General features: G+C 55.4%; 16 protein-coding genes, 1 tRNA gene and 1 pseudogene. 6 read left to right on the top strand and 12 right to left on the bottom strand.

Annotation, left to right across the window (positions count from 1 at the left end; translation table 11 throughout):
* Positions 1-36 precede the first annotated feature (36 nt).
* The 4 genes from ACM6I5_RS21635 (at position 37) to map (ending at position 6,965) form a co-directional block, all read left to right on the top strand.
* On the top strand, positions 37-1,146 hold the full coding sequence (locus ACM6I5_RS21635) for an efflux RND transporter periplasmic adaptor subunit (protein ID WP_414884681.1): 1,110 nt from the start codon (positions 37-39) through the stop codon (positions 1,144-1,146).
* Positions 1,143-4,292: an efflux RND transporter permease subunit gene (locus ACM6I5_RS21630; RefSeq protein WP_414884680.1), complete on the top strand. Its 3,150-nt coding sequence runs from the start codon at positions 1,143-1,145 to the stop codon at positions 4,290-4,292. The genes ACM6I5_RS21635 and ACM6I5_RS21630 overlap by 4 nt, the downstream gene beginning before the upstream one ends.
* Positions 4,293-5,561: 1,269 nt before the next feature.
* Entirely contained in the window at positions 5,562-5,792 is a 231-nt protein-coding gene (locus ACM6I5_RS21625; protein WP_150641276.1) for a hypothetical protein, read from the top strand.
* A 405-nt stretch (positions 5,793-6,197) separates the two neighbouring features.
* Complete coding sequence (map, locus tag ACM6I5_RS21620; protein ID WP_414884679.1) at positions 6,198-6,965, top strand: type I methionyl aminopeptidase; 768 nt, start codon at positions 6,198-6,200, stop codon at positions 6,963-6,965.
* Positions 6,966-7,072: 107 nt separating this feature from the next.
* Here the strand turns inward: map and ACM6I5_RS21615 are convergent, their stop codons facing one another.
* The 6 genes from ACM6I5_RS21615 to ACM6I5_RS21590 all read right to left on the bottom strand — a co-directional run bounded on the left by ACM6I5_RS21615 (position 7,073) and on the right by ACM6I5_RS21590 (position 12,714).
* Complete coding sequence (locus ACM6I5_RS21615; protein WP_414884678.1) at positions 7,073-8,086, bottom strand: isocitrate dehydrogenase; 1,014 nt, start codon at positions 8,084-8,086, stop codon at positions 7,073-7,075.
* Positions 8,087-8,454: 368 nt separating this feature from the next.
* Positions 8,455-9,285: a universal stress protein gene (locus tag ACM6I5_RS21610; protein WP_414884677.1), complete on the bottom strand. Its 831-nt coding sequence runs from the start codon at positions 9,283-9,285 to the stop codon at positions 8,455-8,457.
* Between the two features lie 203 nt (positions 9,286-9,488).
* Positions 9,489-10,175, bottom strand: coding sequence for a YoaK family protein (locus ACM6I5_RS21605; protein ID WP_414884676.1), 687 nt, complete (start codon positions 10,173-10,175; stop codon positions 9,489-9,491).
* 440 nt (positions 10,176-10,615) lie between these two features.
* Positions 10,616-11,860, bottom strand: a complete 1,245-nt coding sequence (locus tag ACM6I5_RS21600) for a malic enzyme-like NAD(P)-binding protein (protein ID WP_414884675.1) — start codon at positions 11,858-11,860, stop codon at positions 10,616-10,618.
* Positions 11,861-12,273: 413 nt separating this feature from the next.
* A complete protein-coding gene (locus tag ACM6I5_RS21595; RefSeq protein ID WP_414884674.1) occupies positions 12,274-12,459 on the bottom strand; it encodes a hypothetical protein in 186 nt (61 codons plus the stop codon).
* A gap of 24 nt (positions 12,460-12,483) precedes the next feature.
* The gene (locus ACM6I5_RS21590; protein ID WP_150802557.1) at positions 12,484-12,714 is read right to left on the bottom strand and encodes a hypothetical protein; all 231 of its coding nucleotides are present in this window, start codon (positions 12,712-12,714) and stop codon (positions 12,484-12,486) included.
* Positions 12,715-12,855: 141 nt separating this feature from the next.
* On the opposite strand from ACM6I5_RS21590, the gene ACM6I5_RS21585 reads away from it, so the two are divergent.
* Positions 12,856-14,511, top strand: a complete 1,656-nt coding sequence (locus ACM6I5_RS21585; protein ID WP_414884673.1) for a SulP family inorganic anion transporter — start codon at positions 12,856-12,858, stop codon at positions 14,509-14,511.
* Between the two features lie 75 nt (positions 14,512-14,586).
* Here ACM6I5_RS21585 and ACM6I5_RS21580 read toward each other — a convergent pair whose 3' ends face one another.
* From ACM6I5_RS21580 to ACM6I5_RS21565, 4 genes and pseudogenes are all read right to left on the bottom strand, one after another.
* Positions 14,587-14,772 carry a ribbon-helix-helix protein, CopG family gene (locus ACM6I5_RS21580; protein ID WP_019694382.1) on the bottom strand — a complete coding sequence of 62 codons (186 nt, stop codon included), beginning with the start codon at positions 14,770-14,772 and terminating at the stop codon, positions 14,587-14,589.
* A 117-nt stretch (positions 14,773-14,889) separates the two neighbouring features.
* Positions 14,890-15,038, bottom strand: a pseudogene (locus ACM6I5_RS21575) (integrase); the annotation flags it as partial.
* Positions 15,039-15,852: 814 nt separating this feature from the next.
* Complete coding sequence (locus ACM6I5_RS21570) at positions 15,853-17,082, bottom strand: tyrosine-type recombinase/integrase (RefSeq protein WP_414884672.1); 1,230 nt, start codon at positions 17,080-17,082, stop codon at positions 15,853-15,855.
* 158 nt (positions 17,083-17,240) lie between these two features.
* Positions 17,241-17,316, bottom strand: a tRNA-Asn gene (locus tag ACM6I5_RS21565).
* Positions 17,317-17,543: 227 nt separating this feature from the next.
* Between ACM6I5_RS21565 and ACM6I5_RS21560 the strand changes: the two genes are divergently transcribed.
* Positions 17,544-17,774 carry a hypothetical protein gene (locus tag ACM6I5_RS21560; protein WP_008007186.1) on the top strand — a complete coding sequence of 77 codons (231 nt, stop codon included), beginning with the start codon at positions 17,544-17,546 and terminating at the stop codon, positions 17,772-17,774.
* On the opposite strand, the gene ACM6I5_RS21555 is transcribed toward ACM6I5_RS21560, so the two are convergent.
* Positions 17,771-17,980, bottom strand: a complete 210-nt coding sequence (locus ACM6I5_RS21555; protein ID WP_017339649.1) for a hypothetical protein — start codon at positions 17,978-17,980, stop codon at positions 17,771-17,773. The genes ACM6I5_RS21560 and ACM6I5_RS21555 overlap by 4 nt on opposite strands.
* Before the next feature lie 237 nt (positions 17,981-18,217).
* A complete protein-coding gene (locus ACM6I5_RS21550) occupies positions 18,218-19,414 on the bottom strand; it encodes an amino acid aminotransferase (RefSeq protein WP_017339648.1) in 1,197 nt (398 codons plus the stop codon).
* Positions 19,415-19,518 lie beyond the last annotated feature (104 nt).

Raw genomic sequence — 19,518 nt, 5'->3', positions numbered from 1 at the left:
AATGTGGCGCTCGTCCTATTTTAAGTAAGGGAACCTATGCGCCGGCTTCGACCTTTCCCCATTGCCGCTTGCTTGTTGCCTCTTGTCCTGACGGCATGTGGCGACTCATCCACCGTTGAAGATCCGCGCACGCATGCTCCTCTGGTCAGGTCCGCAGCGGTTCAGGGTTCCTCCGACGCCTCACGTTCTTTCACTGGTGTCGTGGCTGCACGCGTCCAGGGCGATCTGGGTTTTCGGGTATCAGGCAAGGTGCTTGAGCGTCTGGTTGACACCGGTCAGACCGTTAAACGTGGTCAGCCACTCATGCGCCTCGACCCAATCGACCTGGGGTTACAGGCGCGAGCACAGCAAGAGTCAGTCATAGCCGCTCGGGCCCGAGCCAAACAGACAGCAGATGACGAAGCTCGATATCGCGACCTGGTCGCCGCTGGCGCTATTTCTGCATCGGCCTACGACCAGATCAAAGCCGCAGCGGATACCGCAAAGGCGCAGCTTGGCGCCGCTGAAGCGCAGGCTGATGTAGCCCGCAATGCTTCTGGTTATGCGGTGCTGGTTGCGGATTCCGACGGCGTGGTGGTGGAGACGCTCGCCGAGCCCGGACAAGTTGTCAGCCCGGGACAGCCCGTGGTTCGACTGGCGCGGGCAGGGCAGCGCGAAGCCATCGTGCACCTGCCCGAGACGTTGCGCCCCGCAACAGGATCCACTGCGCAGGCAACGCTTTATGGCAATACCACGGACGCTATTACAGCGAAGCTGAGGCTGCTGTCTGACTCGGCCGACCGCATGACACGAACCTTCGAGGCGCGGTATGTGCTTGAGGGCGCGCTGGCCAATGCGCCGATAGGTTCGACCGTCACGCTTCGGATCGCTGAAGGCGCCACGCAAAGGCAGGAGCTGCGAGTACCGATCGCTGCCATTTATGACCCAGGCCAAGGCACTGGCGTGTGGGTCATCGCCGGTACACCAGCGAAGGTGGCCTGGCGACCTGTACAAGTCCTGGGCTTGAGCGACGACACAGTGCGAGTCGCGGGCGACCTCAAAGCCGGCGAGCAGATCGTAGCGTTAGGCGCACATCTGTTGCGCGAAGGTGAAGAGGTGAGATTGCCTCAACAGGATGACGCCAAAGTTGCCGGGGGTCGTCCATGAGCGAGGGGCGCTTCAATCTTTCCGCGATCGCAGTTCGTGAGCGCTCCATCACGGTGTTTCTGATCTTCCTGATTGCCGTTGCGGGCATCTTGTCGTTCTTTCAGCTGGGACGTGCGGAAGATCCTCCGTTTACGGTCAAGCAGTTGACGGTCATTACCGCGTGGCCGGGCGCCACGGCGCAGGAGATGCAGGATCAGGTAGCAGAGCCTCTTGAAAAACGCCTGCAAGAGCTGAAGTGGTACGACCGCACGGAAACCTACACCCGTCCTGGCCTCGCTTTCACGATGGTGTCATTGCTCGACAGCACGCCGCCCTCGCAAGTGCAGGAGGAGTTCTATCAGGCGCGTAAAAAGCTCGACGATGAGGCCAGGAAGCTGCCGGCGGGTGTCATCGGGCCAATGGTCAACGACGAGTTTTCGGACGTGACATTTGCACTTTTCGCCCTGAAAGCCAAAGGCGAGCCGCAGCGACTGTTGGTGCGGGATGCAGAGTCGTTGCGCCAACAACTGTTGCACGTGCCGGGTGTGAAGAAGGTCAACATTATCGGGGAGCAGCCGGAACGTATCTTTGTTTCCTTTTCGCATGATCGGTTGGCCACCTTGGGCATGTCTCCTCAGGACATCTTTGCCGCGCTGAATAATCAAAATGTGCTCACGCCCGCTGGTTCGATCGAAACCAATGGGCCGCAGGTCTTCCTCCGGCTGGATGGCGCCTTCGATAAGGTGCAGAAGATTCGTGACACACCCATCGCGGTTCAGGGGCGCACGCTCAAACTCTCTGACGTGGCGACAATCGAACGTGGTTATGAAGATCCCGCAACCTTTCTCGTGCGCAATAACGGTGAAGAGGCCTTGTTGCTGGGGATTGTGATGCGTGAGGGTTGGAACGGTCTTGACCTCGGCAAGGCGTTGGACGCAGAGACGGTCAAGATAAATGAAGGCATGCCTTTGGGCATGACACTCTCCAAGGTCACTGATCAATCTGTAAATATCAGTTCGGCCGTCGGCGAGTTCATGGTCAAATTTTTCGTCGCCCTGCTTGTGGTGATGCTTGTCTGTTTTCTCAGCATGGGCTGGCGTGTAGGCGTTGTGGTCGCTGCGGCTGTGCCATTGACGTTGGCTGTGGTGTTTGTGGTGATGGCGGCCACTGGAAAGAATTTTGACCGTATCACCCTTGGCTCGTTGATTCTGGCGCTGGGACTGCTGGTGGACGACGCCATCATTGCTATCGAAATGATGGTGGTGAAAATGGAAGAGGGCTACGACCGCGTCAAAGCTTCCGCGTACGCCTGGAGTCATACGGCCGCACCGATGCTTTCCGGTACGCTGGTGACCGCTATCGGCTTTATGCCCAACGGCTTCGCGCAATCGACAGCCGGCGAGTACACCAGCAACATGTTCTGGATCGTGGGCATTGCCCTGATTGCCTCCTGGGTGGTTGCGGTCGCTTTTACGCCGTACCTGGGGGTGAAAATGTTGCCGAACATCAAGAAGGTCGAGGGTGGTCACGCGGTCATCTACAACACCCCTAACTACAACCGCTTCCGCCAGGTTTTGACGCGGGTCATCGCTCGCAAATGGCTGGTGGCCGGCACTGTTATCGCTATGTTTGTCGTGGCGATTCTCGGCATGAGCCTGGTCAAGAAACAGTTCTTCCCGACCTCGGACCGTCCCGAGGTATTGATTGAAGTGCAAATGCCTTATGGCGCCTCCATTGAGCAGACCAGCGCAACCACGGCCAAGATAGAGACCTGGCTGCAAAAGCAGGATGAGGCCAAGATCGTCACGGCTTATATCGGGCAAGGCGCGCCGCGCTTCTATCTGGCGATGGCACCGGAACTCCCTGATCCGTCGTTCGCGAAGATTGTGGTGCTGACGGACAGCCAGGAGGAGCGCGAGACCCTCAAGTTCCGTATCCGCGAAGCGGCGGCTGAGGGACTTGCCCCAGAAGCGCGTATCAGGGTGACTCAGCTTGTTTTCGGGCCGTACTCGCCATTCCCTGTTGCCTACCGGGTGATGGGACCTGATCCGTCAACGTTGCGCGAGATCGCGGGCCAGGTACAGGACGTGTTGCAGTCGAGCCCGATGATGAGAACCGTCAACACCGATTGGGGACCTCTGACGCCGACGTTGCATTTCGCTCTGGATCAGGATCGCCTGGAGGCGGTGGGGTTGACGTCAAATTCAGTCGCGCAGCAATTGCAGTTCCTATTGGCCGGAGTGCCGATCACTGCGGTTCGTGAGGACATTCGCTCGGTGCAGGTGGTGGGTCGCGCAGCGGGTGATATCAGGCTCGATCCTGGCAAGATAGAAGGTTTTACGCTGGTAGGCACGGCGGGTCAGCGGATTCCGCTGTCTCAGGTGGGAGAGGTCGATGTGCGTATGGAGGATCCGATCCTCCGCCGTCGTGACCGCAGCCCGACCATCACCGTGCGCGGTGACATTGCCGAAGGTCTGCAGCCACCGGACGTCTCGAGCGTGATCATGACGGAGTTGCAGCCCGTCATCGACAAGCTGCCTGGCGGGTACCGGATTGAGCAGGCGGGTGCAGTCGAGGAATCGGACAAGGCAGGCAAAGCGATATTGCCGCTCTTCCCGATCATGATTGCCATGACGCTGCTGGTCATCATTCTGCAGGTCCGTTCGATCTCGGCGATGATCATGGTGTTCCTCACATCGCCACTGGGGTTGATTGGTGTGGTGCCGACACTGCTTATCTTCCAGCAGCCGTTTGGTATCAACGCTCTGGTCGGTCTAATCGCCCTTTCGGGTATTTTGATGCGCAATACGCTGATTCTGATTGGGCAAATCCGCCACAACGCGCAAGAAGGGCTGGACCCGTTTCACGCAGTGGTCGAAGCCACGGTACAGCGTGCCCGCCCAGTACTGCTGACAGCACTCGCTGCAATCCTGGCGTTCATACCGCTGACCCATTCCGTCTTCTGGGGGACGCTGGCCTACACGCTGATCGGAGGCACGTTCGTCGGCACCATCATGACGCTAGTGTTCCTGCCAGCGATGTACGCCATCTGGTTCAAGATCCGTCCTGACCATACGGGGCAAACTGAACCAGCGAAAAGGCAGGCAGGCCTGGTGGACAGGACGCCACCCCGTCCTCTCGCCGCCCACCAAACCACAGAGCTTTAGCCGTAGGCCGTAGCTTGCTGCTTCACAGGTGTGGCCATCATTGATCTGACTGGCGGAGCTCTAAGTCAGGGTTATCAAGGGGTTGGAAGGACGCGAGAATCGCGGCTACGGAAACTCAGGACGCTTCCTGCATTGAACACAAGAAGTGTTTATCACAGGCACAAAAAAGCCCCTGAATCTTTCGATTCAGGGGCTTTTCGTTGTTGCTGTCTGGCTCACGATCTGGACTCGAATAGAAAAATAAGTATCTGTTTTACAATGAAATTATGCTGATTTATAAAATTTATATCCCTACGATTTATCCTAATTAAGCTCGTATTTAATGCGAATTCTTCGATACCCCATGAGCACGGCAGCAGCAAGCTGCCGAAGGCGGCGTACGCAGGCCATTCTGTGCTGGATCAGAAAAACACATCATAGTGGCTGCCTTTGGCCCAGAGTGCTATAGATCAGAACCGTCTTTATCGCCAGACAGTCTTTAGCCCAGTTCTTAGCGTTGATACAAAGGTCTCCAATGAAGGATCTTTCTCGGCATTTTGCTTATGCCTGCCGATGAAAATCCACTCATCTTCTGCCCAAAAAATTCGAATTGTTTTGGGTGATTTTCGGTCGAATACAACTTGATAGATTCTCGTTTCTCGCTGCTGGACGACGACGCATTGCTCAAGGCAAACCAACAGTCGTTGCCCTGGCTCCAGGGTCGGAGCATTGAGCGGGAGGCGCTTCTCAATTTCTGTTTTTCGCATGATGACTGTCGTCCTTAAAATTCAGAAACCGTACGCGTTGAATCAAAAGCAAGGGAGATCCGCTGCTGCGAGATACGCATCTGGAGCCTTTGCGCATGACGCCATATGTGCTCTTCAAGGTGGTAATCATCACGGTCAAGTCAGCCATTTCGGAGCCTGTGCAGACAATCACCTTCAAGGTCTGGAATTGATAGCTCGCTACTTATTGTGAGAGCCCTTTGGTTCCGCTTGTTCTCGATCTGGCCGGCAAATCCTGTTGTCGCGGGAAACTGGCCGCATGGCCGTGCGCCCTCAAAGCCACGGCATTGGGCGGACCGACTCGGACCCAGGTGACTGAGGTGCTTAGACAGTCCTGCTCATGACTAGCCTCCAAGGGGTCATATGTGCATAATATTATCATGCAGTGATAATGGAAAGGCAATCAGCTCGCCCTTGCTTCAGGCAGAGGCGAGGTCTTTTGATCGATTGCCGGGAGGCAAAGACATGCATGAGAACAGCAATACGTGAGCGCTTGGAGACCCGTATGAAACGTGAGGACGTAAAAACCAAACACGCTGAAGGCATTCAGTTTGATACCCATTTGATTGCCAACCCGGCCAACACCCAGGAGTGGATCGCCTTCTTTAAAAAGGATGCAGGAAGAAGCTTCTTCCTGGTCAATGACAACGAAGAAATCGAACCCTTTCGGTACCTTGATGATTTGATTCATGAGCTGCGAGAAATCGGTATTAAGGTTGCTGAAATTCATTTTTGAATTCTTTTCCTTGGAGTGCCGTCATGTCCGTCAGAATCGAGTATCTGTCTAGTCAGAGTGAAGATCTGTGGTCCGTGTGTATTGGAACCAGGCGCATTCAGTTTCGCAGTGAGCAGGGTGCAAAAGATTACGCAGCAAAGTTAAAAGAGCGTATTGAAGCTCCGCATTCGTACCCTCGTGCGTTGCCGTCCGCCTACAAGCGCGATTGCAGTTAGTAATAATGGTTAATAACTTTCTATTAGCGCTAACGCTACGCTAACAAAAAATTGTTTCTTTCGTAGAGTGCTGTGGAGTTTGGTAATTTTTATTAATTTTCATGTTGCGCTCCTGTAATTGCACAGCATTCGGCGAATGAACACCCGCCCAACCAGTCCCTAATGTGCATAATGAGGGTAAAGCACCACTATGAAGCCTGCACTAATTGCTATGTCACGAACTGCGGGAAAGTTGGCTGCGGAGGTTCTGAGCATGATTGCGCCTCACGTCAGGCCCGGGGTTTCGACCAATGAGCTTGATAAGCTCTGCCATGACTATATTGTCAACGTGCAGAAGGCCACTCCAGCCAATATCGGTTATCACGGTTTCCCCAAAACCTTGTGCACCTCCATCAATCATGTCGTATGCCACGGAATCCCGTCAGATAAAGAACTCTCGGATGGCGATATCCTCAATATTGATGTCGCGGTGCTCAAGGATGGTTGGTTCGGTGATACAAGCCGAATGTATTTTGTCGGCGAGCCAAGCGCAGAGGCTCGTCGGCTGGTGGACACGACCTATGAGGCGATGTGTGCCGGCATTCATGCAGTAAGCCCCGGTGCCACGCTCGGTGATGTCGGTCACGCCATTCAAACCGTGGCGCACCGTGAAGGGTATAGTGTAGTGCGTGACTACTGTGGACATGGCATTGGCATGGTTTACCATGATGAGCCACAGGTCCGTCATTATGGTAACCCTGGTGAAGGTCTGAGACTGAAACCGGGCATGATCTTCACAATCGAGCCAATGCTCAATGCTGGAAAGCACGGTGTAAGAACGCTGGGGGATGGCTGGACCGTGATCACCAAGGATCTTTCGCTCTCGGCCCAGTGGGAGCATATGGTCTTGGTCACCCGCGATGGCTTTGAGGTGTTGACTGCGTGGCCGGATCAGTCCGTGGAGTATAAGAAGATTTAATCCAGCAGACTGTCCTACGGGTAGGTCAGAGTGGAGCACACGTAGAAAGTCGCCAGCTAGTACTGAGCTGGCGACTCGGACGGAGCGCGTGTTTGTTGATTTTCTATTTAGTCGCGCAAGTAGGCAACCAAGGCGTCAGCGAAGGACTCAGTTGTACCAGTCCCTCCCATATCGGGTGTCACTTGATCGCAGGAGCTTTTCAGAACAACGCGGATAGCTGTACGAATGCGTGTCCCTTTGTCCACCATGCCTAGGTAATCAAGCATGTCTGCGGCAGCCAACAACAATGCACATGGGTTCGCGATGTTCTTGCCAGCGATGTCCGGTGCCGAGCCGTGGACCGCTTCGAAGATGGCCGCATCGGCGCCGATGTTGGACCCCGGCGCCAAGCCCAGTCCACCCACCAGGCCTGCGCACAAGTCTGAGAGGATGTCGCCAAACAGGTTGGTGGTGACGATGACATCAAATTGATGGGGATTCATCACCAGCTGCATACAGGCGTTATCGACGATCATCTCGTGGAATTCGATTTCCGGATAATTCGCAGCGACCTCACGCGCCACCTCAAGGAACAACCCGGAGCAAGACTTGATGATGTTGGCCTTGTGCACCGCGGTCACTTTCTTACGGCCTTTGCTACGAGCCAGCTCGAACGCATACCGCACGATGCGTTCGGAGGCAGTGCGTGTGACCCGAATGCTCGCCAGAGCGACTTCGCCGTCCTCCGAAATACTTTGTCCTTCTGGTAGGTACGCCCCTTCGGTATTTTCGCGCACCGTGATGATGTCGATATCTTCGAAGCGCGAACGGGTGCCTAGGAAACTGATCGCTGGTCGGACATTGGCATAGAGATCAAAGTGGCGGCGAAGGTGGACGTTGATCGATGAGAAGCCGCGGCCAATCGGCGTTGTCAGAGGGCCTTTAAGTGCGACGCCATGTTTGGCGATCGTCTCTATGGACTCGGGTGGCATCAGTTGCCCATGCTGCTGCAAGGCCTCCAAACCGGCCTCAACGAAGTCGTACTGAAAATTGCAGTCAAGGGCATCGAGTACGCGTAGCGTCGCTTGCATGATCTCAGGGCCGATGCCGTCACCCTTGATGATTGCGATGGTTTTGCTCATGGTCTCTTCCTTAACAGCGCTATGTCAGCCGCTGTATTGATTGGGTCACTGAGACTGGTGTCACGAGTCTGCTGATTGGCATTGACTGTCTGACGGCTTTCACCGCGGCAGAGTGCTGTGTTTCATCCTCCGCGCCGTGACTGCGCAGGTCATCGCGGATCAATTGACGGGCGACCTGAGTGGGTGTCAGTTCTCGCGCCGCACAAAACTAGTCAAGGATGCGGCTGTTACGGGCGAGCTACTGGATCAAGCGTGCAGTCATTTGTTTCATCGAAGACGCGCATTACATTAACATATAATGTTAATCGTATGCGGTGGCAAGGAGCGTTTTCATCTTGATGACGTTAGGGTGTTCGAACGTTTGTGCGTTACATGTTGAGGTAGCTTTTAGGCAGGAATAAAAGAGGACGAGTTGTGGCTCGGATCATTCTTGAAGTCGTACTGCCAAGCCAAAATCGGCGGACTCGCGAATGACCAAAAGCGCCCATAACCATCAGATCGATATCGTGTTCAGACTGATAGGATTGTAAGGCGAGTTCCACTCTCCCGCCGCAGATCTCGGTCCGAACGTCACACCCGGCGATTTGCAGAATGGCTCCTGCCGCATCGAGTCGTTCCAGATTCTTCGGCGTGTTGGCTGCGACCATGACCAGGTGCACGGGCAGCTTTGTGAGAACTGGACTCGCTGCCAGCATTTTCACCCCCATGTGCGTGTCCTCACTCCCGTCATAAGCAAGCATCAGGCTTCGTGGTGGGTTGAAGGAACAAGGGGTGAGCAGGATCGGCTTGTGCAAAGCATGGATGATGGTTTCGAGCTGGTTGAGTCGGGGACAGAACGAGCTGTGTTTTCCCATGACTAGCCAGCGCATGTCAGTTTTCATCTCGAGTAACCGCCCCAACAGTTCTCCGTCGCTTTGACGAAGTTCCGGCTGCATTACGCCATCCGCGATCGCTCTTTCTCGAGCGTTTTGCAGCATTATCAAGCCTTGCTTCAACGCCTGCTCATGGCGCTTTTCGTCCAGCGACATAGCTTCTAGCACGTGCGCCAGGCTGCCGGGCCGTATCTCTACGCCAGCGGGGCGGTCCACAACATTCAGGAGGGTTAACGGCAATACAAAGTTGAGACTGGCCCAAGCGGCGTAGTCGCAGACGGCCGAAGATGTAGTTGAACTGTCGATACAGGCCAATATGTGGGTCATCACAACCCTCATCTCGATGATCTTGATGAGCCGATCACCACGCGGGCTAAAAACGAAAATTACCCGCTCGGCGAGGGCGCCGCTTTTAGCGTGCCTGCGAGTGGGATCAGTCGCTGGACACCTGGCACGTCATAAATAGAAACGATCAACGTAGTGAAAATCCAGTATAGCAACGCCTGGAAAGCTGCTTGCAGGCAAGCTGTTCACTTTCGCACGACGCGGCGGACAAAAAGCCTGACGTCGTCAAAGGCAGGCACGATCGCCAGCGTCACCAGAACCATCGCGAGCGGTACCGTTGAGATGTAGCCAACGTGCTTGAACCCAAAGGCACCCACCACGCCGCCGAAGAAGAAATTCAGCGCGAGCAGTATCAGTATTTTGAGCCGGGTCCTATTGGCGAGAACTTTTGGATGCGTCGATGTGCTGACGGCATTCCAATAAAAGAGTTTTCCAAACTCAATACCGATATCCGTGATGATGCCGGTGATGTGCGTCGTTCGGATTTCGGCTTTGGAAATTTTGGTGATCACCGCGTTTTGTAGCCCCATGATGAAACACAGCAGCATCACGGTGACGGACACGAATAGACCATCCACGGTGGAGAGCTGGGCTCCCAGGAAGCCAAAGCAGATGAGCAAAAAGGCTTCGAGCAAGAGGGGCGCTGCAAACTCGCTGTGCATGCGTCTGCGGCGGGAATAATTGACCATGACCGCCGAGCATGCTGCCCCAATCAGAAAGGACAACAGGGCGCCGGTGCCACTGAGCACCAGGTCATAGGCTCCCAGCACACTGTTGTCTGCCATCGAGGAGACGATTCCCGTCATGTGTGAGGTGTACTGATGCACCGCCAGGAAACCACCGGCGTTGATTGCTCCCGCTACGAAGGCCAAGGCAAATCCAAGATGTCGGTTTGCATCTGTGGTACGCCGTCGCCCAGTGAGGCTCCTAACATATTTGATCGGCATTCATTCACCCCTATCCCAAGCGTATGAGGAGCAAGAAACCCAACCGATTATGCACATCAGATATCACCAGGTCCTCGCGATTTAGGCTGGTCTGCTCGTTGAGTGTTAAAGCCGCTGACTGTCGTTTTTTCTGATCGGTGATCAGGATTGCCTGAGATGGCGACTCTGTGTGGTGATTACCTGCTGGGGGAGCAGACGGGGATCCCGAACGCTTCACCCCGCGATCAGCCAAGAGTGGATGATCTTGCAAATGGCGGGCTGTCGATATTCAGGGCGTGCGGCGGACGGATGATCCCCGAGTGCGACAGCTGCCAACCGTGCAAAAGGTCGTGCAGCTGCGGCACATCAGCATGATTGACGTCAGCTTAGAGCGGGTAGTGCGTTGGGTAATGCAGCTTCGCAACGCCGGTGTCGATAGCGGCCTTGGCCACTGCGCCGGCTATTGCTCCGAGCAGGCGAGCATCGAGCGCTTTGGGGAGAATGTAATCGCGCCCAAACTCAAGCTTATCGACGTTGAACGCTTGCAGCACTTCCACAGGGGTAGGCTCTTTGGCCAATTGGCGCAGTGCTTCCACCGCCGCAATTTTCATCGCTTCGTTGATCCGGGTTGCCCGAACATCCAAGGTCCCGCGGAAGATGAACGGAAAGCCCAAAACGTTATTCACCTGGTTCGGGTAGTCAGAGCGACCGGTCGCCATGATCAGGTCATCACGTGTGGTCATGGCCAGCTCGTAGCTGATTTCAGGATCCGGGTTCGAGCAGGCAAACACGATCGGATTGGGTGCCATCGCTGCCAGCGCTTCAGCTGGAAGGAGATTGGCCCCAGACAAACCAACAAACACGTCAGCACCATTCATGGCTTCCATCAGCGTACGAGGGCCACCGTCGTTAACGAACTGTGCTTTGTATTGATTGAGGTCTTCCCGTGCGGAGTGGATGACACCGGTACGGTCGACCATGTACAGATTGCTTTTTTGAGCGCCGAGACTAAGCAGTAGGCGCATACAGGCCGTGGCTGCGGCACCAGCGCCGAGGCAAACAATTCTCGCGTTCTCCAGAGTCTTACCCTGGATCTCCAGTGCATTGAGCATACCGGCCGCGGTGACGATGGCAGTACCGTGTTGGTCGTCATGGAAGACCGGGATGCTGCACTGTTCGATCAGTGCTTCTTCGATTTCAAAGCACTCAGGGGCTTTTATGTCTTCCAGGTTGATGCCACCAAAGGTGTCAGCAATGCGCACGACTGTGTCGATAAACGCCTGGGAACTCTCAGCATTGACTTCGATATCGATCGAGTCGATGCCGGCAAAACGTTTGAACAGCAACGCTTTGCCTTCCATGACCGGCTTACTGGCCAAGGGGCCTAGATTGCCGAGGCCCAAAATGGCCGTACCGTTGGTGATCACGGCCACCAGATTCCCTTTTCCGGTAAAGCGATAGGCGTTCTCCGGGTCCTTCGCGATTTCGCGAACGGGCTCGGCTACGCCTGGGCTGTACGCCAGTGCGAGTTGAGCGGCTGTGTCGGCGGGCTTGGTCAGCTCAATGCTGATTTTCCCTGGGGTTGGGAATTCATGGTAATCCAGTGCAGCCTTCTTGAAGTCGATAGTCATGCGAGCCCCTAAAATTAGACGTTGATTACAATGCTATGTTAACACTATTATAATGCAAGGCAACGAGGTCCTGACCCACAGACCAGGGTCAAATTGCCGGCTTGAACGCTGCTGATGAAGGGGTTTGTCAGCCAGCGGACCAACTCTATTGGCCCTAAGACTTCAGGGCGGGCCTGTATTTCTTGGTCAATAGAGATCCTCCTGTGCTTGAACCCGTCTTAGGCCACCTCGTGTGGCCATTTTTTTGCGCGTTCGAATGCCCCAATGTGCCACGCCCTAAGCGCGGCACATTGGAATTCAGAGTTTTCTCATCGCTTCTTGGATTTGATCCGCGTACTTCGACAATTGCGTGAGTTCGTGACCCAGTTGCGTAGGGGCCTCTGCGTGGGTCATTTCGTCCAGATCAGCGTTGATCAGTGGTCTGGGTTGGGAGCGTGGTGAATTCCCGGAAAGGTATGCGGTGCGTCGATTCTTTCTTTGAGTGTGGCCGCATAGTCCTTCGCCCCTTGCTCGGTACGAAATTGAATGCTGCGGCTACCGAAACAAACAGACCAAAGCTCGTCGCTTTGACCGGACAGATGCTCAATTTTTACTGACATGATCAAACTCCCTGAGCGTAACTATCAGAAATGAACTTCGGCGGACTTGATACCCAGCTCGCGAAGCTCATGGATCAGATCATCGAGGCGTCCAAATGACTCAATCTCCTCGTTGTCATTGACCAGAAAATAGCTTCTCCCTGCATCCTTTTTGAAAAGAATGATCCACTCGTGCGTGTTGGCCGGATTGGCTATCACATGCGTGTCGAAGTGCATGCCTTCACCGTGTTTGGTTTTGACGTCTTCGCGTTTCATGCGGGGTCTCCGGGCATATGGTTTAGCTCTCTCTGCACCGAATCTACAGCGTTGCTGGTGTCGTACCGAGGCTAGGCCAATAGCTTTGCTATTATCACTACGTGTGAATAGTATGCACATGCCACCAGGGTGAGGCTAGTTATGATTGCGATACGAGAAGCTTGGAAAGCGGGCTTGTTAGGGCGCGAGCATTGGCTTCGAAATATCGTATCAGGGGTCATCGTCGGCGTCGTGGCGCTACCGTTGGCCATGGCATTTGCCATCGCCTCGGGCGTCAAGCCAGAGCAAGGGATCTACACGGCCATTGTTGGTGGTTTGTTGGTTTCGCTGTTCGGCGGAAGCCGGCTTCAGATTGCCGGCCCAACTGGGGCGTTCATCGTCATTTTGGCCAGCGTGACGGCCAAGTACGGTGTTGATGGCTTGCAGATCGCGACAATGATGGCTGGGGCAATTTTATTGCTGCTCGGCATCACCAAGCTTGGCGCACTTATCAAGTTCATCCCTGACCCCGTGATTGTGGGATTCACCGCCGGCATCGGGGTGATCATTTGGGTCGGGCAATGGAAAGACTTTTTGGGCTTGCCGAAAATCAGTGGCGACCATTTCCACGAGCGGCTGTGGCACCTCATTCAGGCCCTACCCAGCCTACATGTGCCCACGACACTGTTAGCGACCTTGAGCCTGGCGTTGGTGATACTCGCACCTAAAATACCAGGCGTAAGGCGCGTTCCCGGCCCCCTGATTGCTATGGTCGTTGTGACGGTGTTGCATTCTTATTTTCAATTCGACGGCGTGGCCACGATCGGGAATGCATTTGGAGGAATTCCCCAAGGACTGCCCAAAATTGGCCTTCCTGAAATAACGCTGCCGCAACTTATTGAATTGATTGGCCCGGCGTTCGCGATCGCGATGCTGGGGGCCATCGAGTCATTGCTGTCTGCTGTTGTCGCCGACGGCATGGCGGGTACCAAGCATGACTCCAATCAGGAGTTGATTGGCCAAGGCATCGCTAACCTGGTCACTCCCTTGTTCGGTGGTTTTGCTGCGACAGGCGCGATCGCTCGAACAGCGACCAACATCCGCAATGGCGGGACCAGTCCAATTGCGGGTCTTGCCCATGCGCTCACATTGGTTTTATTGATTTCTTTCCTGGCGCCTCTGGCCTCGGATATTCCGCTATGTACCTTGGCTGCGATCCTGTTTGTAGTTGCTTACAACATGAGTGAGTTGAAGCACTTCAAACGCATGGTCGAACGCGCCCCAAAAGCCGACGTCGCGATACTTCTCATAACCTTCAGCCTGACCGTTTTCAGTGATTTAACGATTGCCGTGAACATCGGGGTAATTCTCGCCATGCTGCAATTCATGCGTCGGATGGCGTCTTCTGTCGAGGTGCAGCGAATGGTCGATAAAGAGCTTGAGGTTGAGTTACAGATCAATGGACATGTTCGTCTTCCGCCTGGCGTTTTGGTTTATACCATTGAGGGTCCGCTCTTCTTTGGCGCAGCAGAAACCTTTGAGCGTGTTCTGGCTCAAACGCATACGGATCCAGGTACATTGATTATTCGTCTGAAGCGAGTTCCGTTCATGGATATAACGGGCTTGCAAACACTGCTCGAAGTCATTGAGCAGCTGCGCAAGCGCAGCATCGTCGTGAAGTTGTGTGAAGCCAACGAGAAAGTCCTCGGCAAGCTCGACAGGGCAGGGATTCTTCAGGCGCTCGGCTCAGAGCATTATCATGTTGACTTCAATGGTGCACTGGTCAGTTATGTCCAGATTAACAAGACTCAGGGCTAGAGGTGGGGGCCGGGGGCAGGAGTGAATGAGGCACGATGAGCGGGCATTTGTCGTGCCCGCTCATACATGGATGAATCATTTGCCATTGGCCGCAATTTTGCTTTTGGTAGCGTAGGACACGCCATGCGTCTCCAGGTAGTCCCTAATAAGCTGACGAACGACCTGAGAAGGCGTCAGATCCTGAGACGCACAAAGCTCCTCAAGTGCTTTTTTCTTGACGGGATCAATGAGCACAGTTAATCGTGCAGTCTTATTTTCCATTGGATTGCCTATACCCTAAATCGGTCGATGATAATCAAATTATAATAGTCGGGCATTCATTTGTCACCGGTTAGGTTCGCTACTGCTAGCTAGATTGGCCGTGGTCAAAAGGTGGCACCGAATAAACGCCTGCCAGCGATCACTGGGCGCCTTGACCGTGCCGTAATGCCCGACGCCAAACAGATCGCGCAACGCCTGTGGCCCGGCATAACTCAGTTGTCGTCCATAGCCAAAATTTCGCCCATCCGTCTACCTACCAATGCCATGATCAAACTCCGCTCGAAGCCAAAACCTTCGAAACTTTCCCCACGTCATCCCGCCAAGAATGTTGGGTGTTATCAGGGATCAAGGCCCCTGCGACCTGTGAGGGTTGTCCACTAACGCGGGACTGGCGACTCTTTACGACCGGGGGCTTGGGCATCTCATGATCTGGCCTCCTGAACACCTCCGAAGAAGTGGGTGGGTGGAGGCTGCACTGGCTGACGAGACCAACGCCGCGAGATCCTGAGTCAGGTGAAGGCAGTGAGGCGATGACCGGGGCGCGCCTGACTGTCAGTCAGGTGCAGTCCATTCCCTGGGCTGCTGCACCATCATCTGCATCGCTGTTGCTGGTGACTTCGGTATTTGTCACGCAGGTTGGCGCAGTGAAATGGCCAAGCGAATAGGTTGCTGCGGAGCAGCTATGAAAGGGGATGAGTTGCCGCAGTGGGCACACTGGTAAAAGTAGGCATCCATCACATCGCTGTGACCGTGCGAGCCGCCGGACGCTAATCGCACTTTGGGAGAACCACCACGGTGTGGCGTAGCCTTAAAGGTTCTGGCTACCTGGGTTGCTGTCAACGACAGCGCTTTGCCCGACCTTTTCTACGCCTGTGGAGAATTCGGGTCAAGGCTCGAATTGTTGGGAGTTCTGCGGCTGTGGATGAAATTATCCACCGATGGAAATCAATGGTTTTCCACAGACAATTACGTGGGCTTTAGATATTTTTAGTGAGGTCCATCCAAACAGGGCGGCTTTGCAGCTCTGTTTGGATGGGCCCGCGTGGACAAACGGATCACTGAGAAATGAGGACCGAGCGCTTACTCAGTTGCGCCACGTTTTGCTTTTAGGCGAGTGACATTCGCACCCGTCTGATTGGCTAATTCGCGTGGGCTGACATGCTTCTGCTGATTAGCCTCAAGGTAGCGACTCCACCAGTTCATGATCAGCCTGCGCTCCTCGATGAACTCTGCCTTGTGGATGTAAGCGGCGCGGACGTTGTTGCGTTCCTTGTGGCTCATCTGCCGCTCGATGGCTGTGTCCGTCCACAAACCTGACTCGATCAGTGCGCTGCAGGCCATCGAACGAAACCCATGCCCACAGATCTCGGATTTGGTGTCGTACCCCATCTTCCGAAGCGCGCTGTTCACCGTGTTTTCGGACATTGGTTTCCAAGACTTGGTATCGCCTGCCATCTTCGTACCCCTTGTGGAAAAGGGTACGCCTTCCAACGCTGGTCGCATGTCGGGTATTTCCCAGGCGCCACGTTTGAGGTCGAACTCGCTCCAGCGTGCGAAGCGCAGCTCGCTGGAGCGTACAAACACGTGCAGCGACAGCAAGACCGTCAGCCGGGTAAGTGCGCGACCTTTATAGGTGTCGATCCGTTCCTGCAATTCAGGCAAGCGCGATAAGGATAATGCGGGGCGGTGGACGACCCGCGAGGCTTTGATCGAGCCTACGAGGTCGTAAGCAGGGTTTACGGTGATAAGCCGGAGGCGCTTTGCCTCGTGCATGATGCTCTGCAGGTAGTTTTGTACCCTTAAAGCAATGTCTATCGTTCCGCGCTTCTTGATCGCTTCCAGGGGCCGCATAAGGTCGTGGGTTTCCAAATCGACAATGGCGCGAGCGCCGATCAGCGGGAAGAGGTGAGTTTTGAGGCGACTCATCACTGTCTTGGAATAGTCCGGTGCCCACTTGGCTGACATTTCCGTGCGCCAGTCCAGCGCAACGCGTTCAAAGGTGCGGCCCTTGATCAGAGCGTCCGTCCTGGCTTGGTTCTTGGCTCCTTTGGGGTCAATTCCATCCGCCAGCATTCGCTTCACCTCCAAGCGTTTGCGGCGCGCATCGGCGAGGCCAACGATAGGGTAGTTGCCGAATGAGGTCAGTCCTTCCCGTCTGTCAGGTTTCACATATCTGAGACGCCAGCCTTTGCGACCATAGGGTTGGACTTGAAGGTAAAGGCTGTCGCCGTCGAAAAGCTTGTAGGCGCGGTCTTTGGGCTTGGCCGAACGGCAAGCGGAGTCGGAGAGTGGAGCAGTGGTGCGCGACATAAGGGTATTCCCTTTTATCGAACTGACCTTTCTCCCAAGATCTCCCCTTAAAACGCAGCGCACCCACCGGAATCCGACGGAACGCCAAAACGAAAAAACCCGCCATAAGGCGGGTTTTTGGTGTTCAGAGATTTTGAAAGCCTTCTCCGAACCTTGTCTGGCTCCACGACCTGGACTCGAACCAGGGACCCAGTGATTAACAGTCACTTGCTCTACCAACTGAGCTATCGCGGAATGGCGTGTATGTTACTGATTCAAAAAGAGAAGTCAAGCACCTGCTGACAACTTGAGGAATTCATCGGGACGGACGGTGGTTTATCGGCGATTGGCGGTTACCAGAACGGCACCAGAGGTCTACCATGGCCGCCCGGAAGTGGTTACACGCGCTGCCGGCCATTCGCCGAAAAGGTACGCGCCATGAATCACCCAGCCCTCACACTTCGCAACAACGAGGTGTCCGCATGAGCATCGCTCAGATCAGCCTGCCCAAAGGGGTCGGTCCGCACGCCGAAAAACTGTTCGACGCCATCACTCAGGCCAGCACCGCTGACGAATTGAATCGCGCAGGCGGCAAGGCCGAAGGTTTTGTCCTGGGCCTGGAAAGCACCAAGGCCATCAAAAGCCAGGTCGCCGAATCGCTGTACGTCGCCTATGACGATGCAGCCAGCCAGCGCGCGACCGAACTGGCTTAACCGCCGAACGTCACGGTGGCGAGCATCAGTTTGGCGTAAAGCAGCGTCGCACCCAGCTGCACCAGCCACAAGGCCAGGCCGCCGAGGAACACACCCGCAGCCACTTGCAGCACCAGGTTACTGCTGCGTTTGGCCGGGACGCGGGGGATGAAGTCATTCAGGTCATCCAGGTCATCGCGCTCAGCGCGCAGGTCATCGTTTTTCATGTGGGTTCTCGTCAGAATTCCGGAATGTACATAGAACTTGTGGAAGCGGGCTGGCCCGCGATAGGGCCCTCACATTCAACACAGTTGTTGGTTGGCCGACCACCATCACGGGCAAGCCCGGCTCCCACAGTAATATGATGTGCAGTCTAGAGCGCTCGACCATGAGGTTGAGAATTATCTGAGCCAATAAAAAACGGGAAGCCCAGAGGCTTCCCGTTTTTCGTATTACCGTACGACTCAGATCACCGCAACGATGGCCTTGGTCACGACATCAATGTTGTTCTGGTTCAACGCGGCGACGCAGATGCGGCCGGTGTCCAGGGCATAGATGCCGAACTCGTTGCGCAGACGGGTGACTTGCTCAACCGTCAGGCCGGAGTAGGAGAACATGCCGCGCTGACGCCCCACAAAGCTGAAATCGCGCTGTGGCGCGTTTTTCGCCAGCAGGTCAACCATCTGGGTGCGCATGCCGCGAATCCGCAGGCGCATTTCGGCCAGTTCTTCTTCCCACTTGGCGCGCAGCTCCGGGCTGTTCAGCACAGCGGCGACGATGCTTGCACCGTGGGTCGGCGGGTTGGAGTAGTTGGTGCGGATCACGCGTTTGACTTGCGACAGCACGCGCGCGCTTTCCTCTTTCGATTCGCTGACGATCGACAGGGCGCCCACGCGCTCGCCGTACAGCGAGAAGGATTTGGAGAACGAGCTGGAGACGAAGAAGGTCAGGTCCGATTCAGCGAACAGACGCACGGCGGCGGCGTCTTCGTCGATGCCATCGCCAAAGCCCTGGTAGGCCATGTCGAGGAACGGTACGTGACCCTTGGCCTTCACGGCTTCCAGAACGTTTTTCCAGTCCGCCGGGCTCAGGTCCACGCCGGTCGGGTTGTGGCAGCAGGCGTGCAGCACAACGATCGAGCCGTTCGGCAGGGCGTTCAGGTCTTCCAGCAGGCCGACACGGTTAACGTCGTGGGTCGCGGCGTCGTAGTAGCGATAGTTCTGCACCGGGAAACCGGCGGTTTCGAACAGCGCGCGGTGGTTTTCCCAGCTTGGGTCGCTGATCGCCACGACAGCGTTCGGCAGCAGTTGCTTGAGGAAGTCGGCACCGATTTTCAGTGCGCCAGTACCGCCAACGGCCTGAGTGGTGATGACACGGCCAGCAGCGATCAGCGGCGAATCATTGCCAAACAGCAGTTTCTGAACGGCCTGGTCGTAAGCCGCGATGCCATCGATCGGCAAGTAGCCACGGGAAGCGTGTTGAGCGACGCGAATCGTCTCGGCTTCGACAACGGCGCGCAGGAGTGGAATTCGCCCCTCCTCGTTGCAGTAAACACCGACCCCCAGGTTGACCTTGTTGGTACGGGTATCGGCGTTGAATGCTTCGTTGAGGCCCAGGATTGGATCGCGTGGTGCCATTTCGACAGCGGAGAACAGGCTCATTTTTGCGGCGGCTCTGAATGGAGAGTGGAGGGACGTGTCGCGCTCCAGCCGAATGCACTAGAGCGGTGCACAAACGGGGAGCTAGTATAGAGGCCATCTGCGAT

The sequence above is a fragment of the Pseudomonas sp. IT-P171 genome (assembly GCF_949767765.1).
GTDB lineage: Bacteria > Pseudomonadota > Gammaproteobacteria > Pseudomonadales > Pseudomonadaceae > Aquipseudomonas > Aquipseudomonas fluorescens_B.
This window is presented reverse-complemented; position numbering and strand designations above follow the sequence as displayed.

Coding starts and splice junctions, on each gene's coding strand:
- ACM6I5_RS21580 (WP_019694382.1), bottom strand. CDS start 14,772: ATGGAAAATAAGACTGCACGATTAACTGTGCTCATTGATCCCGTCAAG.
- ACM6I5_RS21630 (WP_414884680.1), top strand. CDS start 1,143: ATGAGCGAGGGGCGCTTCAATCTTTCCGCGATCGCAGTTCGTGAGCGC.
- ACM6I5_RS21600 (WP_414884675.1), bottom strand. CDS start 11,860: ATGACTATCGACTTCAAGAAGGCTGCACTGGATTACCATGAATTCCCA.
- ACM6I5_RS21615 (WP_414884678.1), bottom strand. CDS start 8,086: ATGAGCAAAACCATCGCAATCATCAAGGGTGACGGCATCGGCCCTGAG.
- ACM6I5_RS21570 (WP_414884672.1), bottom strand. CDS start 17,082: ATGTCGCGCACCACTGCTCCACTCTCCGACTCCGCTTGCCGTTCGGCC.
- ACM6I5_RS21610 (WP_414884677.1), bottom strand. CDS start 9,285: ATGACCCACATATTGGCCTGTATCGACAGTTCAACTACATCTTCGGCC.
- ACM6I5_RS21555 (WP_017339649.1), bottom strand. CDS start 17,980: ATGAAAAACGATGACCTGCGCGCTGAGCGCGATGACCTGGATGACCTG.
- ACM6I5_RS21590 (WP_150802557.1), bottom strand. CDS start 12,714: ATGAAACGCGAAGACGTCAAAACCAAACACGGTGAAGGCATGCACTTC.
- ACM6I5_RS21595 (WP_414884674.1), bottom strand. CDS start 12,459: ATGTCAGTAAAAATTGAGCATCTGTCCGGTCAAAGCGACGAGCTTTGG.
- ACM6I5_RS21625 (WP_150641276.1), top strand. CDS start 5,562: ATGAAACGTGAGGACGTAAAAACCAAACACGCTGAAGGCATTCAGTTT.
- ACM6I5_RS21550 (WP_017339648.1), bottom strand. CDS start 19,414: ATGAGCCTGTTCTCCGCTGTCGAAATGGCACCACGCGATCCAATCCTG.
- ACM6I5_RS21560 (WP_008007186.1), top strand. CDS start 17,544: ATGAGCATCGCTCAGATCAGCCTGCCCAAAGGGGTCGGTCCGCACGCC.
- map (WP_414884679.1), top strand. CDS start 6,198: ATGAAGCCTGCACTAATTGCTATGTCACGAACTGCGGGAAAGTTGGCT.
- ACM6I5_RS21635 (WP_414884681.1), top strand. CDS start 37: ATGCGCCGGCTTCGACCTTTCCCCATTGCCGCTTGCTTGTTGCCTCTT.
- ACM6I5_RS21585 (WP_414884673.1), top strand. CDS start 12,856: ATGATTGCGATACGAGAAGCTTGGAAAGCGGGCTTGTTAGGGCGCGAG.